This is a genomic window from Rhizobium sp. NLR16a (assembly GCF_017948245.1).
GTDB lineage: Bacteria > Pseudomonadota > Alphaproteobacteria > Rhizobiales > Rhizobiaceae > Rhizobium.
In genome coordinates, this window is the sequence record NZ_CP072865.1 from 1,237,531 (window position 1) to 1,252,879 (window position 15,349).

11 protein-coding genes and 2 pseudogenes are annotated in these 15,349 nt (G+C 61.2%); 8 read left to right on the top strand and 5 right to left on the bottom strand.

Annotation, left to right across the window (positions count from 1 at the left end):
* Positions 1 to 35 precede the first annotated feature (35 nt).
* The 5 genes from J7U39_RS05810 (at position 36) to J7U39_RS05830 (ending at position 6,833) form a co-directional block, all read left to right on the top strand.
* Positions 36 to 740, top strand: coding sequence for an ABC transporter ATP-binding protein (locus tag J7U39_RS05810; RefSeq protein WP_210630887.1), 705 nt, complete (start codon positions 36 to 38; stop codon positions 738 to 740).
* A complete protein-coding gene (locus J7U39_RS05815) occupies positions 737 to 1,876 on the top strand; it encodes an ABC transporter permease (RefSeq protein ID WP_210630888.1) in 1,140 nt (379 codons plus the stop codon). Before J7U39_RS05810 ends, J7U39_RS05815 begins: the two co-directional genes overlap by 4 nt.
* A 4-nt stretch (positions 1,877 to 1,880) precedes the next feature.
* Positions 1,881 to 3,101: an ABC transporter permease gene (locus J7U39_RS05820; protein WP_210630889.1), complete on the top strand. Its 1,221-nt coding sequence runs from the start codon at positions 1,881 to 1,883 to the stop codon at positions 3,099 to 3,101.
* Positions 3,102 to 3,486: 385 nt separating this feature from the next.
* Positions 3,487 to 4,977: a right-handed parallel beta-helix repeat-containing protein gene (locus J7U39_RS05825; RefSeq protein ID WP_210630890.1), complete on the top strand. Its 1,491-nt coding sequence runs from the start codon at positions 3,487 to 3,489 to the stop codon at positions 4,975 to 4,977.
* A gap of 386 nt (positions 4,978 to 5,363) precedes the next feature.
* Positions 5,364 to 6,833 (top strand): right-handed parallel beta-helix repeat-containing protein, encoded by a 1,470-nt coding sequence (locus J7U39_RS05830; protein ID WP_210630891.1) that lies wholly within the window; start codon positions 5,364 to 5,366, stop codon positions 6,831 to 6,833.
* A 51-nt stretch (positions 6,834 to 6,884) separates the two neighbouring features.
* Here the strand turns inward: J7U39_RS05830 and J7U39_RS31690 are convergent.
* The 3 genes and pseudogenes from J7U39_RS31690 to J7U39_RS05840 all read right to left on the bottom strand — a co-directional run bounded on the left by J7U39_RS31690 (position 6,885) and on the right by J7U39_RS05840 (position 10,075).
* Positions 6,885 to 7,164, bottom strand: a pseudogene (locus J7U39_RS31690) (nodulation protein).
* Positions 7,165 to 7,278: 114 nt separating this feature from the next.
* Positions 7,279 to 8,051: pseudogene (locus J7U39_RS05835) on the bottom strand (protocatechuate 3,4-dioxygenase).
* Between the two features lie 122 nt (positions 8,052 to 8,173).
* Positions 8,174 to 10,075, bottom strand: coding sequence for a potassium transporter Kup (locus J7U39_RS05840; RefSeq protein WP_210630892.1), 1,902 nt, complete (start codon positions 10,073 to 10,075; stop codon positions 8,174 to 8,176).
* A 213-nt stretch (positions 10,076 to 10,288) separates the two neighbouring features.
* Here J7U39_RS05840 and J7U39_RS05845 point away from each other — a divergent pair, with 213 nt between their 5' ends.
* The 3 genes from J7U39_RS05845 to J7U39_RS05855 all read left to right on the top strand — a co-directional run bounded on the left by J7U39_RS05845 (position 10,289) and on the right by J7U39_RS05855 (position 12,928).
* Positions 10,289 to 11,872, top strand: coding sequence for a Na+/H+ antiporter (locus tag J7U39_RS05845; RefSeq protein ID WP_210630893.1), 1,584 nt, complete (start codon positions 10,289 to 10,291; stop codon positions 11,870 to 11,872).
* 299 nt (positions 11,873 to 12,171) lie between these two features.
* Entirely contained in the window at positions 12,172 to 12,429 is a 258-nt protein-coding gene (locus J7U39_RS05850) for a hypothetical protein (RefSeq protein WP_210630894.1), read from the top strand.
* 76 nt (positions 12,430 to 12,505) lie between these two features.
* Complete coding sequence (locus tag J7U39_RS05855) at positions 12,506 to 12,928, top strand: TIGR02594 family protein (protein ID WP_210630895.1); 423 nt, start codon at positions 12,506 to 12,508, stop codon at positions 12,926 to 12,928.
* A gap of 236 nt (positions 12,929 to 13,164) precedes the next feature.
* On the opposite strand, the gene J7U39_RS05860 is transcribed toward J7U39_RS05855, so the two are convergent.
* A complete protein-coding gene (locus tag J7U39_RS05860; RefSeq protein ID WP_247241724.1) occupies positions 13,165 to 13,653 on the bottom strand; it encodes a hypothetical protein in 489 nt (162 codons plus the stop codon).
* 276 nt (positions 13,654 to 13,929) lie between these two features.
* Entirely contained in the window at positions 13,930 to 15,333 is a 1,404-nt protein-coding gene (locus tag J7U39_RS05865; protein ID WP_210630896.1) for a pyridoxal-dependent decarboxylase, read from the bottom strand.
* Positions 15,334 to 15,349: the final 16 nt, after the last annotated feature.

The window sequence follows — 15,349 nt, forward strand, 5'->3', positions numbered from 1 at the left end:
AGCCCATAAGCAGTCAACCACAAAGGAGCAGAACCATGACCTACACCACAGAACCTTATATCGCCCTTGCTGGCGTCAGGAAGTCCTTCCGAATCGGTGCGGAGACGATTTCGATTTTTTCGGGACTCGATCTCTCCATTCCGCGCGGCGATTTCGTCGCGGTCATGGGACCGTCTGGTTCCGGGAAATCGACATTGCTCAACATGCTCGGTGGTATCGACAGCCCGGATGCCGGCGAAATCAGGGTCGGCCGCAGCCATCTCGAGCAGATGGGCGAAGGGGCAAGGGCGGTCTGGCGGGCACATGCCATGGGCATCGTCTTCCAGTTTTACAATCTGCTGCCAATGCTGAATGCGGCGGAGAATATCGAGTTGCCGCTACTGTTGAAGCCGCTCGGCCGCAAGGAGCGGCGGGCTCGCGTCGATACGGCCATGGATCTCGTCGGGCTTGCGGGCCGGCAGCGGCAGTTTCCGTCGAGCATGTCGGGCGGGCAGCAGCAGCGCGTTGGCATTGCCCGCGCCATCGTCACCGATCCCGACCTCATTCTCTGCGATGAGCCGACCGGCGATCTGGATCGCAAATCCGCCGATGATATCCTGGAGATGCTGAGTTTTCTCAATCGCGAGCTTCAGAAGACCATCATCATGGTCACGCATGATCCCGAGGCCGCTTCCTTTGCCCGGCGCACGCTGCGTCTCAACAAGGGCGAATTCGTCAGCGAGGAAAGGGCGGGCCGATGACGTTCCTCCAGCTCATGCGGCGCAATGCCTGGCGCAAGCGGCTGCGCTCCATTTTGCTGATGTTTTCAGTCGGCATCGCCTTCCTGATCTACGGGCTTACGGCGAGCTTCGTCAGCGGCAGCCAAGGCGCGGCCGGCGCCAGCGATAATCTGCTCGGCGTCTTCAACAAGTCCAGCCGAGGGCTGCCGCTGCCGCTTGCTTACCTCAACCGGATCGCGGCTGACGTCGATGTCGCCGCGGTTGCCTATACCGCACGCATGCGGGGCTTCGTCGAGGTCGAAAAGAATGTGGTTGCCGTCAGCGCCGTCGATCCACAGGCGATCGCCGCGGCCAACGGCGACGAGCTCAAACTGACGCCGGAGCTGATCGCGGCATTGGAAGAGGCCGGTGATCGGGTGCTGGTCGGGAGGGCACTGGCGGAAGCCGAGGGCTGGTCGATCGGCCAGCGCATCGGCTTTACCGGGCAGCTTGCCAGGGCTGACGGCAACCGCAATTGGAGCTTCACGATCGCCGGTATTTTTGAGGGTGCGGATGCCAGAACCGATACCTATTTCATGCTCGCCCGCTACGACGCCCTCAATGCCGCTCGTGCGCGCAACAAGGATACGGTTGACGCCTTCGTGGTACGTCCGCGCCCGGGGGTGTCGCCAAGTGTGCTGGCGGCGCGGATCGATGCTCTATTCGCCAATTCGGCGGCGCAGACGAGGACGCAGTCGGAAAAGCAGTTTCTTGAAGCGTTTCTCCGGCAATTCGCTGACATCGGCCTGATCGTCAGCCTCGTCGTGGGTGCGGCCTTCGTCACCATCCTGATGATCGCGGTCAACACTATGCTCTTTGCGGTGAGGGAGCAGCGTTTCGAGATCGGCGTCTTGAAGGTGCTCGGCTTTTCCAGTCCGCGGATCCTCGCGCTCATTCTTGGCGAGACGTTGTTTATTTTTCTTGTCGGCGGCGCGGGCGGACTTGTTCTCGCCAAGCTTGCGACGCTTTCCATCGGACCGGAGTTCGGCCTCGTCTTCGGCGCGAGCGTGCTTGCGAAATCTCTCGCCATCATAGCGGGGCTCGGCCTGCTGACCGGGCTGTTGCCTGCCGTGACCGCCGTGCGCCTGCCCATCGCCATCGCCTTCAGAACGAGATAATCCAATGCCATCAACGCTCAAGCAGACCTTTCTTATGATCAGAGTCAACCTTGGCAGCCTGCCGCGACGGCTGTGGATCTCGTTGTCGATGGTGCTATCGGTCGCCCTTGTCGTGGCGGTGCTCTCAGGTTTCCTGGCGATGGCGCGTGGCTTCGAGGCCGTCCTCGCCAGCGCCGGCTCGCCTGATATCGCCGTTATTCTCGGCGGCGGCACCAACCAGGAGACTGGTTCGGAGGTGCCGGCCGAGGCGATTCGCAGTCTTGCGGCCATGAGCGCCGACACCGGGATCGCCCGCGACGGCGCAGGCGGGCCGGCATTGTCGCGTGAAACCGTCGTTCCCGTCGATGTGAGACAAGGCGAAGGCGTCGAGCAGACGCTGTCGCTCAGAGGCATGGATCCGGCAGGCCCGGGTCTGCGTGAACGCGCGCGGCTTTCGCGGGGGCGGCTGTTTTCGCCAGGAGCGCGCGAGATCGTCGTCGGCGCCCGCGTCGCCGACGCCTTTCCCGGCTTCGCGGTCGGCGAGACGATCCGGCTGGGCGCACTCGATTGGAGGATCATCGGGCATTTCACTTCGGGCGGCAGCGCCTTTGAATCGGAGATCTGGGCGGATCTGGAGGCGGTGCAATCGGCTTTCGACCGACAGGGGCAGGTGCAGAGCCTGCGTGTGCGGCTCGACGGCGGAGGCGATCCCGCAAGAGCACTGGCGGCGTTGCGTGACCGCCTGCCGGCTTTGCCCGGCATGCCGCTCGTGGCGGTTTCCGAGGCTGATCTTTACGCCGGCCAGGCCGAGCGCACCGAAAGCCTGATCCGCCTGTTCGGCTGGCCGATCGCGCTACTGATGGCGATTGGTGCGGCGGCGGGCGCCTTGAATACGATGATGAGTTCGGTTTCCGACCGCAGCGTCGAAATCGCGACGCTACGCCTCCTCGGCTTTGCCCGCCTGCCGGCCTTCGCCGCTACCTGGGTGGAGGCGGTGCTCCTGTCGGTGGCCGGCGCCGGCCTCGGTGTCTTCGCCTCCAAGCTCGGTTTCGACGGTTGGCAGGCAAGCACGATGGGCGCCAACAATACCAGGATGGCCTTTCAGCTCGACGTCACGCTGGACGCGGTCTTCACCGCCGGCCTGCTGGGCCTTGCCATCGGCATCCTCGGCGGCGCCCTGCCGGCGATTGCCGCCGCCCGGCTGCCGCTGACTTCGGCTTTGCAGGCGAGGGGGGAATGGCGCTGAGATGATCACCCACACCTGATTCGAGACGGCCCCTCGGGCGTTCTCACCATTGGGCTAATCGGCATGCGTGGCGCTTTGGCTTGAGCGTAAGCGAGAGCAGAATCACTACGGTGCAGCCTGAAGGAGAGATGTCTCCCGCCCCCGTTCCTTGATTTATTCCCCTTCAAGTCGCTGTTTTCTCGACTCTAGTTGCAGCTTTTCAGCGCCTTATCATAGCCGGCGCCATTGCCTGTGGAGTAAAGCCCGTAAACCGGTCCGCTGCCGCATTGCCAACATCTTCTCGCCTTCTTGCCGTGGACGGTTGCCCCCGCCGCAGGCGATTGGCCGATCCCCGCCGGTCTCAGTGGCGACATAGCGATCCGACGAACAGGGCAACATTGGTGATATGACAATCTACTATGTGAACTCAGCAACTGGCTCCGACCGCAACGCTGGGACGAACCAGAACTCGGCTTTTGCGACTTTGTCCAAAGTGGAATCCTTAGCGCTGAAACCAGGCGACAGCGTGCTCCTTGCCAAAGGGAGCGTATTCAACGAACAGTTTGATATCAAATATTCAGGCAGCGAGAGCGCGCCGATCAAAATCGGCAGTTACGGAACGGGGGCGGCACCCGTCATCCATAGCGGCGGTGACGGCATTCATAGCCTTTATGCGTCGAACATTGTTATCGAGAACCTTAAAATAACAAATAGCGGTGGTTCGGCCATCTCTGGCGGCAGCGTTTCGAACTGGACGGTTCGCCATGTCGAAGTCGACAAGGCGGGATTGTCGCGCGAAGTAGGTTCCGTGAATTTCCGCAATAGCAGGGACATCACGATCGAGAACAGCAAGATCTCGGCCGGGAAGGGCGACGGCTTCTGGATCGAAAAAGTCGAGGGCGTCAAGCTTCTCAACAATACCGTGACGAACAGCCACGGTGCCACGGCCGATGCCGTCCAGGTGAACGACAGCAGCAACATCGTGATCCGGGGCAATCATCTCGACCAGACGCATGCAGATAGCCCCAAAGGCGTCATCGTGCTCATCAGACCGGTGAACGCGGTGGTTGAGGACAATACTCTGAGCGGCGGCGGCTTCGGCATCAGCGCGCAAGCGGGCAAGAACGTCGCCATCCACGACAATGATATATCGGGATTTCACGGTTACGACTGGTCCTTCGCCATCGGTCTCGGTGATCAGGGCAACACGCGGGATTATGATATATCGGGAAATCACATCCATGACGGCGCATGGGGCGTGGTCATTACCGATCCCGCCGACAGCGCCAGCTATATCCGCACGAATATCCAAGTCCATGACAATGTCTTCGACGACCTCACGCAGGCGGCGCTGAAGGTCGACAGGCCAGCGTCCGGCTCCTTTTACAACAATACGATCGAGAGCGGCGTAGAGGCGACCAGCATATCGCCGGCCATCGCCGACGCGCACACCTTTTCCGTCAGCAACAACCATACGGTCACCAGTGTCGAGACGGTGCTGGCGAGTTCTGATGCCAGGTCCGCCGCAATGACGGATGCGAACGTGGATCCGGCGGTCGTCGCCGTCCATGACAATTTGAAGATCATCACCGATACCGGCGATGCCCATCACGGTAATCTCCTCAAAAACGACAGCTCGGACAACGGGACCCTGGCGCTCCGCCGCTTCGGTGACCAAAGCGTCGGCAAGCACGGTCTGACGCTGACCGGTGAATACGGCGTCATCCATGTGGACCGGGAGGGCAATTATGCCTATACGCTTGATGAGACGAAGCTCCCCGACCACGGCGGACACGTCAGCGAATCCTTCAGCTACGGGATCAATGACGGGACCTCGCATCACAGCGACGGGGATACGCTGACCGTCTTCGTCCATCTGGATGGTTTGCTGAGCTGATGTAAGGTGGCGGGCTGATCGCCCGTTCCTCGTCCTTCGACGCTTCGCACCTGATCTCAAGGTGCCCTAAGGCTTCGAAGGACGAGGGCGGCGGTTCGAATGAGGGCTGATCCACGCGGTAACCTCGCCCCTACCTCCGTGACAGCACGGCAGGTTACCGTTCATTCACCTTTTAGTCGCTGTTCTCTAGATTATTTTCTCGAAGGTTGTATTCTCCCAGGCGCAGCCTCCGCAAGGCGCCTCTCCGGAGCAAGGCAGGCCAGTCCCTGTCGACGCCGTAACGGCAATCGAAGGCCGTGTTGATATGGCCTTCAGTCCCTACCGCATCCGATCCACTCGTTGCAGCTGAGCCAGACGGTTGCGCGACAATGCGAGAACAAGGCGATATGACAATCTATTATGTGAATTCAGCGACGGGCTCCAACGCCAATGCCGGAACCAGTGCAGACGCGCCTTTTGCGTCGTTCTGGGCAGTGGAAAACCTGAAGCTGCAGCCGGGCGATAGCGTGCTGCTTGCGGCCGGCACCGTCTATAACGATCAGCTCGACCTGAAATATTCCGGCACCGTCGATGCCCCGATCACCATCGGCAGCTATGGGGTCGGCGACGCGCCTGTCATTCACAGCCCCAATGATGCCATTCACAGTCTCTATACGTCGAACATCGTCATCGAGAATATCAAGATCTCAGACACCGGCGGCGCAGCCATCTATGGTGGTTATGTCTCAAATTGGACCGTTCGTAATGTCGAGGTCGATCACACCGGATTGTCGAAATCCGGGTCCATCACCTTCCGGACCGGCTCCAACATCACCATCGAAAACAGTACGATCAATGACGTCAACGGCGACGGCATTTGGATTGAGAAGATCAACGGGGTCACTCTCCTCAACAACACCGTCACGAACGCCCACGGCACTGCGGCGGATGCCGTCCAGCTAAACGACAGCAGCAACATCGTCATCACCGGCAATTATCTCGATCAGACCGGTGCGGTGACGCCGAAGGGAGTACTGACGCTCATCCGGCCTGTGGACGCGGTGATCGAGGGGAACACCATCCTTGGCGGCAGCTTCGGGATCAGCGCGCAGGCCGGCACGGATATTGCTATCCATGACAACGATATATCCGGCTATGGCGGCTACAGCTGGTCTTACGCCATCGGTCTTGGCGATACGGGCGATACGCGCAACTACGATATATCAGGCAACTATATCCATGACGGCGTCTGGGGCGTGTCGGTCAGCTCCGCCGGCACGACGACCTATGTTCGCGAGGGCATCGATATTTACGGCAATCTCTTCGATGACCTGACCCAGGCAGCATTGAAGGTCGACCGGCCGGCATCCGGATCCTTCCATGACAATTTCATCGCGAGTGATGTCACGCCATATAGCATCTCCCCCTCGATCATCGCCGCAGGCACGTTTCCCGTCAGCGATAACACGATCATCGAAGAAGGTCCTACCACGCTTGCAAGCGCCGACAGCCTCGCCGCCGCGGATGCGAGCGTCAGCCTCGTATCGGACACCGGGGTCACATCCCACAATGACCTGAAACTTGCTGCCGACAAGATTGCTGCGGATAAGGTCGGCGCCCATCACGACAATCCCATCTGGGAAAACGGTGTATCGGATGAAACCCTGCTGCTTCGTCACTTCGGCAAGGCGGCTGTCGAAAAGCACGGGTTGACACTCGGCAACGGCGATCACGGCGTCACCATCGAAGCCGCTGATCTTGCTGGCCCGGAAAACGGCAGCGAAATTTCGCACCATGAGATCACGCCTCAGCCGTTGCATCATTCAGAAGCGGACCCGGTGATCGCCTCTATCCTTCATCACGGCGTGCTGCACTGAGGATAGCCGGACGCACGCCGCTACGGCGAGAAGCCGTGGCGGCAGGGACCATCAGAGGTCGCCGAGCAGCGTTCGCAAGACGTCGGCTTCTATTTCCGCGCAGATGATCTCGTATTCAGCGACGATCGCAGAATCGGCCGACAATCCTTGCGCATGCTGTCGAGGACGGAGCAGGCTTCGCCATAGGCGCCGCACAGCTCATAGAGATGGGGTTGGCCCGCTGCGGCGGCTCTGATCGTCGCCCGCGTGGCAGGCAGCCTCAGCATCAATCTCGCCAGCCCCTCCCGGTGGTATGCTTGGCTATATGGGCGATGCTTCCTTCTCTGACGATGCCACCATCCCTCGCGGTCTGTGTTCTGCCGTCGAGGGGAAATACGCAGAAATGCTGCCGTTGGTTTCATGATGCGTGTGGAAAGGGCTCACCCGTCGCTCCGCTGCTATCGGCTCAGGAAGAGAGGCCGATCGTAATCGTGGCGGAAAGCACGCCGCCACCCAGCTTTTCAAAATCGAAGATGTGATCGGTGGCATCCTGCGGAACGAGGCCGTCGTCGTTGCGCGTATCGCGGCGGGGGCGTCCACGATAATCGGGATGCTCACCATAGATGATGTCGCTCAAGGCATCGTCGAAATAGACCTGGCTGACGAGAAGCTCCTTGCCATCCACGAGGATGCGGCAATGAACATGCGGCGTGCGGCCACTATACCATCCCGGATAGGCGGTCAGAAAACTTGCCTGGCCGGTCATGTCAGTCAGCTGGCGACCGCGAAAGGCGAGCCCGCTTATCGCCTCGGCATCACCAAGCGTACACATCTTCGCAGCCTCTCGGCCGGAATAGATACCACGGTGATCGGTATGCCAGATTTCGATATCGGCGTTTTCGACCGGCAGGCAATCGGCTGCATGGACGATGCGGAGGGCCAGCCGCAACGGTAGTCCGGCTTCTCCTTCCGAGATGTCCTGGCGGGCCGGGACGTCGTTGACATGGCAGGGACCAAGGGTCTGGGCGATGGTCACGAGGCAATCGGGCGAGTGCGGAAGAGCAGCGCGGGCAGCTTTTCCAAGGCGACAGACTTGGTGCCGCCACTCAGGAAATCGGTGCCCTTCCAGGCGAATGTCCTGGCTGCCGCCACGACATGTCGCCGCGGCCAGATTGCCGCAGCAACGACCGACGATGCGGCAATCGCGGCGCCGCCAAGTACAAGAGTCCGCCTCTTCATATGCTCTCCTTTGTCTCGGGACTTGGCGTGTAAGGGGGATAGGCCGGGACTTCCAATTAAATCCCGGCAATGATCGACGGTGACGAGGCTGCCGCCGCGAAGCAGGGCGAGGCCATCAGACTTTATATGGCAACCTGTTCGCCAAGCTCGACGACGCGGTTGGACGGCAGGTTGAAATAGTCGGAGGGGTCGATGGCAAAGCCTTCCAGAGCCATGAATATGCGTTCCTGCCAGCCGGGCAGGCCGGTGTTCGGCGTCCTGACGAGGTTGCGGCGACCGAGATAGAAGGACGTTTTCATGATCTCGAACTTGAAGCCTCCCTCCCGGCAGAGAGCCAGCGCCCTGGTGACATCGGGCTCGTCCATGAAGCCGAAGGTGATATCGAGACGCACGAAACGCGGCGACAGCTGGCTGATTTTGGTGCGCCTGCTGTCGGGAACGTAAGGTTCATCCTCGGTCCAGACCGTCAGGATGACGTTCTGCTCGTGAAGCACGTGGTTATGCTTGAGATTGTGGAGCAGGACATTCGGCGTCCTGTCGGGGAGGCTCGTCAGGAAGACCGCCGTTCCCGGAACCGTAACCGGCGAATGATCGGACTTTCGCTCGATCGAGCGGATGAAGGAATCGAGCGGGATCTCGTTGTTCGCGCGCAGCCGCTTCAGATAGGCCTGCCCGCGTGTCCATGTCCACATCAGCATCATAATCACCAGTGCCAGGGCGACAGGAACCCAACCACCATCGTAGATCTTCAGCAGATTGGCCGCCAGGAAAACGACTTCGATGACCAAGAGCGGCAGCAGCACGCCGGCGGCGAGCACGAGAGAATAACCCCAGACGGCGCGGAGAAACTGGAAGGCCAGCATGGTTGTGATCACCATGGCCCCAGTCACCGAGATGCCGTAGGCCGTCGCCAGGGATTCCGAGTCGCCGAAGGAAAAAATCAGCATCAGCACGCCGATCAGCAGGAGAAGATTGACGCTCGGCACGTAAATCTGGCCGGTGTTGGTCTCCGAGGTGAACTTGATCCGCAGCCTTGGCAGAAAGCCGAGGTGAACCGCCTGGCGGGCCAACGAAAATGCGCCGGTGATCACGGCCTGGCTCGCGATGATTGTAGCGAGTGTCGCCAGGAGAACCACCGGCAGCAAGGCCCAGTCGGGATACATCAGAAAGAACGGATCGGCGATCGCAGCAGGTTGGCTGAGGACGAGAGCGCCCTGGCCGAGATAATTCAGCAGTAATGCCGGAAAGACGAGCACGAACCACGCCGTGTGAATCGGCCGCCGCCCGAAATGCCCGAGATCGGCATACAGCGCTTCGGCACCCGTCACCGTCAGAAAAACGGCGCCGAGCACAATGAGGCCGACGGTGCCGGCATGGGCGAGGAACGAGACTGCGTTGATGGGATTGATCGCGGCGAGAATTCTCCAGTCGTCGCCGATATGGATGACGCCGCCTGCCGCCATGGTAAGGAACCACAATACCGTTATCGGCCCGAAAAACATTGAAACAGCGGCGGTTCCGCGCGACTGCGCGGCAAACAGAGCGATCATGATTGCTGCCGACATTGGCGGAACATACTCGGCAAAGGTCGGCGTGACCAGCTTCAGGCCTTCGAGCGCTGACATGACCGAGAGGGCAGGCGTGATCATCGCATCGCCGATGAAGAGGGCTGCTCCGATCAGGCCCGCGAAGAACAGCACGGGCACGTTTCGTCCCATCTTTTTCATCAGGAGGGCAAGAAGCGAGAGGGTGCCACCTTCGCCGTCATTGTCCGCCCTGAGAAGGAACAGAACATATTTGAAGGTCACGATCACGGTTAGCGTCCAGACCATCAGCGAAATGAGACCAATTACCTCGAACTCGTGAACGCCATCGGCCGTGAACGGTCTGAGCGCCTCGCGAAAGGCGTAAAGCGGGCTGGTGCCGATATCACCATAGACGACGCCGACGGCGCCAACGACCAATCCGACAAAGCCGGTTCGGCTGACGGCATCACCGGTTTTGTCTGCATGTGTTGAAGTCATGTTTCCCCGCTCACGCCGCTTGCCTGCATGCAGAAACATATGCCGCATTGAAGAAGGGCAAGTAAATTCGTACCGGTGCAAACTTTTCGTGACGGCCAAGCGCAATTGTTGGCTGATATGGAAAACCGTGACAAGCGCGGGATGGGTAGATTTCGATCCGAGAGATTATGTTGTAGGCATTCGACGTCAGTTTCCAAGCCGGGGGCAGGGCAGATGGAACCAACTCAATTGTTCGAGCTTGTCATCGGGATGTTCCTTGCGATCATCGCGCTGCAATATGCCGCCCATAGGCTCGCACTGCCGCCATCCGTCGCACTGCTGGCCGGTGGTACGTTGCTTGCCTTCGTGCCGGGGCTGCCGGCAATCACCGTCGATCCCGAGTTGGTGCTCGTCATCTTTCTGCCGCCGCTCCTGATGGACGGCGCCTGGTCGATCCCCCTGGCGCGCCTACGGCGCCACATGATCGGCATCGCCTCCCTAGCCGTCGGTGCCGTGTTGTTCACCTGCGCGGTCGTGGCCGTGACTGCGCATCTTCTTTTTCCAGCACTTCCCTGGGCTGCCTGCGCGGCCTTCGGCGCGATCGTTTCGCCGCCGGACGCAGTGTCAGCCCGCGCGGTGCTGGAGCATGTCAGGCTGCCGCGGCGACTTCAAATTCTGTTGGAAGGCGAGAGTTTGCTCAACGACGCGAGCGGTCTGGTTCTCTTCCGTTTTGCCGTTGCCGCCGCCGCAACAGGAACTTTCAGCGTGATGGAAGCGGCCGGCAACTTCTTTGTGCTGGCGCTTGGCGGCGCCGTCGTCGGTTTCGTTATCGGAACGACATGGGTCAAACTTGTCCGGCGTCTCGGCGACGAGTATCTCATCATCGCCGCCACCGTGCTGCTCGCCTGGATTTCCTATCTGCTCGGCGAGTTGCTGCATGTTTCCGGCGTCATCGCCACCGTGACCACAGGGTTGATCGCATCCTGGCACCAGCACACCGTCTTTTCAGCCGCAACGCGGATGCGCGGCACGTCCTTCTGGACCGTGATGATCTTCCTGATGGAAGCTTCTGTTTTCACATTGATCGGGCTGTCTCTTCGGGACGTGGTCGAACGCGGCGGCGGCTTCGCCACCGTGCTCGCGACCATGGGTCTGCCGATGCTCGCGATCCTCTTTGCGCTGGTGATCGCGCGTTTTGCCTGGGTTTTCGCCTCCGATTTCGTCATCCGGTTCTGTGCTGTCCTCGGCTTCGAACGCGCCCGACCGTTGGGCGCCGGCGGCGCCGCCGTCCTCAGTTGGGCGGGCATACGCGGGGTGGTGACGCTCGCCTTGGCACTCAGCCTGCCCGAAGATTTCCCGGGCCGCGACCTCATCCTCGTAACGTCGTTCGCCGTTATTCTCGGAACCGTACTTGTGCAGGGCACGACGTTGGGGCGGGTGATTGCTTGGGCGCGGCTGGCGGGCCCCGAGTTGGAACGGGCGCGCCTTACCATGAGTGAGGCCGAAGCCGCCATGGCGCAGGCGCAGCTCGGGACGGTACAAAACCTGGCGTATGATGCAGAGGGGACTCTCATCCATCCTCAATTGCTGGAGCGATACCAGCGAAGGGCCACAGCGATCGTCGACTACGCCGCGAGAACGGAGCACTACGTGCCGGTTCTCCACGCTCACTTCGATGTCGTTCTCGAGGCTGTTGCAACGGGACGCCGGGAACTCATCCGACTCCACCGCGCCGGCGATATCGATGACGAAACGTTACGCGAGCTGGAGCGGGATCTCGATCTCGAGGAACTGAGTGCGATCTCGGCCAAGGCCTGATTTCGCAGCCCAACCGGAATCGACAATCCATCTTTCAAACCTCGTCGGCAAGCTCTCACAGCCCTCTTTCCGCGTCGATATCCTCAAACAAGGCTGCTTGGTACTCGCGGTTCAACGCTGCTCGGCACGTCGCACGGAGCTCGCGCGACCGTCATTGCCCGCCGGATCGGTTGTTCGTCAGCAAGGGGCCGAGGCAGTCCGATCCGGTTGGCGCAGTCAGGTGGGAGCTTAGCGCGAGGAGAATGTATTGCCCTTTGGGTCCAAGTATTCGTCGCGCCGCTGGGAATATATCTCGTTGAGTGGCCAAGCCGAGCTATGCAATGGTGTTGGGCTGCGGTGGGTATGATGATCGGGCCTTGGTGGGGGCTGGCCGGCTCATTAGGGGCGAAGGCGGCTTTCATCGCGACACTCTCCTTCTTCTGGTGTGCAATCAGCGCATTTCCGATCGTCGGACTGTCTGCTTTCAAGCCATGTCGTTCGCCCTCTTCCTCGTTGATCATTGGGTATTTTCGTGGAAATACGCGGCTAAATTGATTCTAATTGCTGCCATTATTTGAACATACGTTTCCGCCTGCGATTTTTTCTTCGCCACATTTCGGATGTTCCAAATTATCCAGACAATGGTGAGAAGCAATGAGAATTATTCTCGTCATAGCCCTCACGGTTTTTGCCGTACCGTGTGAGGCCGACATGCTGGTCACGGCTTCGAAATACGATCGCATGCATGAACGCTCCATTTCTTTTCTCGGCATCAATCCCCGGAGAACATCGTGGTGCGGAGCTTTCCTCGCCTTCGTCGCCAAACGATCGTCTCGCCAGCCTCCGGCCAATCCCAACATGGCGGTATCCTGGAAAAGCTTTGGCAAGCCGGTCTTCTTCCGCTCGGCGAAGCGGGGAGACGTCGTTGTCATCCGAAGCGGCAGGCGGTTCCATGTCAGCCTGTTCGATCATTTCGATCAGCGACGCCAATACGTCTACCTCTTTGGAGGCAATCAATCCAACCGGGTCCAGCTGTCGCGCTACCGCGCCAGCTCGGTCGTCGCCGTTCGGCGATGAAGCCGGAATTATGCCTTTCTGCTAGTTCCAGTAAATCCAATAGCTTCGTGGTGGCGGGCCTCGTCCTTCGAGGCCCCTGCGGGGGCGCCTCACGAGGAGGGCGGAGAGAGGGCGGCCTTGGTTCGTTGTCAGCCTCGGCGGCGCTTGGCCCGACGGTCAGCCCCCGTCCTGAGGTGCGGAGGCTTGAGCCTCGAACGATGAGGGGCGGCTTATCATCGGACTCACCACACAGACCGTCAATCAACCCCGTCCAACACACATATCACGTCGTCGGCGGGAATGGCCGCCAGCCTTTCGCGCTTGACGTCGAACCGCCAGGCTTTGACCACATTCTCGGATCGATAGGAGCCATCCGGTTGCTCCACCATCCTGCCGAGCGCAAAGACGGCGACGTCGGGAAACCGGCTGGATGAGCAATAGGCCGGCTGCAGAAGCTCGTGGCGGGGCGACGGCTTTGAGATCGTCACCTGGTCGATCACGGTCCAGACGGGAAGGGTTCCATTCCTGCCGGTCTGGCGTTGAAGCACCAGCGACAGCTTTGCGCCGCATTTGAGCTCGGCTGCCGCATAGGCCGAGCCCTCGGCTGTTCCCGACAGAGCAGTTCCGCTGACCTCCACGCAGTCCTTCGCCGGAGGAGGCGTGGATTTGCCACGTGCCTCGCTGGCATGGGAGGCGGCCGGCACCAGAGCGAGAAGAGCGGCAATCGCAGGGAGATATTGAGACATGGGAGGCCGTTGAGAACATGTGGCGAGGGAGGGGTGCTGGCTGAATCCTTAGTCCTGCACAGAGGACGGTAGCTTTGCTCGGAGATGAGTCAATAGCCGATCCGCTACGGTGTGCGGAACTTCGGCAGCGCCGGCGCGTGGACGCCCTCGTCCCGTGTTGTTGCGGTGCGCAGGCCAGAGGCCGGAGCCTCGAAGGAGGGCGGCGGGTGGCTGGGCACTTGGCAGCGCACGCAATATGCAATGGCGACTCTGACGCAATGTTAATTAGCACTGGCGTCAGCCGCAGCTGACGCTCCGGAAGGCAGCGATGATGCTGTCGGCGGCCAGCCGGGCTTCGTCCGCGGTCGTCTGGAAATTGGTGACGGAGAGGCGCAGGACGTCGTGGCCGCGCCATTTGGCGCCGCCGGCAAAGAGGGTGGCGTCGTCGCGGATCTTTGCGATGGTCTTGCGGGTGATGGCGTCGCTTTCATCGTCCGGGCGGTCGGCGGCGAAGCGGAGGATGAGCTGGTTCAGCGTGATCTCGTTCAAGATGGTGATGCCTGGTTCGCGCTGGAGGTGCTCGGCCAGCAGGCGGGCGGACGCGCAACATTGGTCGACGAGGGCGGCGATGCCATCGCGGCCGAGATGTTTCAGCATCGCCCAGGTGGCGAAGCCGCGGGCGCGCCGGGAAAGCTCCGGCACGTAATGGGAAGGATCGCGCTCGCCCTCGGCGGCGAGCGGCAGGTAGCTTGCGGCGATCGTCATGGCGCGGCGGTGGGCGAGTTCGTGGCGCACGATGGCATAGCCGCAGTCATAGGGCGTCTGCAGCCATTTGTGGCCGTCGGTTGCCCAGCTGTCGGCCGTCTCGACGCCACGGCTGAGATGGCTGAATTTCTCCGAAGCCTGCGCCCACAGGCCGAAGGCGCCGTCGACATGCACCCAGGCGCCTTTTTCCCGAAGGGCCGGGATCAAGCGGATGAACTCGTCGAAGCCGCCTGTATTGATCTGCCCGGCCTGGAGAATGGCGATGCAGGGGCCGCTGACCGGGGCAAGCGCGTCGCCGAGTGCGGCCGGATCGATCCGTCCCATCGGGTCGGTCGGCAGACGCAGCACGCGGTCATGGCCGAGACCGAGGAATTGAAGCGCCGAGAAGACCGTCGTGTGGGCGTCGTCGCCGATCAGCACGGTGATCTCGGGCGCGCCGAACAGGCCTTTGGCATCCGCATCCCAGCCGGCCTTGCGCAGCACCTCGCCGCGGGCGGCGGCAAGGCAGGTGAAGTTGGCGACCGTGGCTCCCGTGACGAAGCCGACGGAGCTTTCGGCCGGCAGCTTCAGGATGTCGAGAAGCCATCTCGCCGCGATGGTTTCGACGGCGGCCGCGGCCGGGGCGGCGACGTGGTTTCCGGCATTCTGGCCCCAGGCGCTGGTGAGGAAATCGGCCGCGACGCCGACCGGATGAGAGCCGCCGATGACCCAGCCAAAGAAGCGCGGGCCGGTGGTGAAATGCAGGCCGGGCTCGGCGTCCGCTGCGAGCTGTCTGATGACATCGCCCATCTCGGCGCCAGCGGCCGGCAGCGGCTCGTCGAAGGCGGCGAGCGAGGCGGCGTAATCGTGCCGGGGCACATGGCGTGCCGGCGCGCGCTCACGAAAGCCGGCTGCAAGCCGGGCGGCTTCCTGAAACAAAGATGCGATTGCCGACATGCGGGTTCCCCCTGCG

Excerpts from the sequence above, each read along its gene's own strand:
- J7U39_RS05810 (WP_210630887.1), top strand. The coding sequence starts at position 36 with ATGACCTACACCACAGAACCTTATATCGCCCTTGCTGGCGTCAGGAAG.
- J7U39_RS05815 (WP_210630888.1), top strand. The coding sequence starts at position 737 with ATGACGTTCCTCCAGCTCATGCGGCGCAATGCCTGGCGCAAGCGGCTG.
- J7U39_RS05820 (WP_210630889.1), top strand. The coding sequence starts at position 1,881 with ATGCCATCAACGCTCAAGCAGACCTTTCTTATGATCAGAGTCAACCTT.
- J7U39_RS05825 (WP_210630890.1), top strand. The coding sequence starts at position 3,487 with ATGACAATCTACTATGTGAACTCAGCAACTGGCTCCGACCGCAACGCT.
- J7U39_RS05830 (WP_210630891.1), top strand. The coding sequence starts at position 5,364 with ATGACAATCTATTATGTGAATTCAGCGACGGGCTCCAACGCCAATGCC.
- J7U39_RS05840 (WP_210630892.1), bottom strand. The coding sequence starts at position 10,075 with ATGACTTCAACACATGCAGACAAAACCGGTGATGCCGTCAGCCGAACC.
- J7U39_RS05845 (WP_210630893.1), top strand. The coding sequence starts at position 10,289 with ATGGAACCAACTCAATTGTTCGAGCTTGTCATCGGGATGTTCCTTGCG.
- J7U39_RS05855 (WP_210630895.1), top strand. The coding sequence starts at position 12,506 with ATGAGAATTATTCTCGTCATAGCCCTCACGGTTTTTGCCGTACCGTGT.
- J7U39_RS05860 (WP_247241724.1), bottom strand. The coding sequence starts at position 13,653 with ATGTCTCAATATCTCCCTGCGATTGCCGCTCTTCTCGCTCTGGTGCCG.
- J7U39_RS05865 (WP_210630896.1), bottom strand. The coding sequence starts at position 15,333 with ATGTCGGCAATCGCATCTTTGTTTCAGGAAGCCGCCCGGCTTGCAGCC.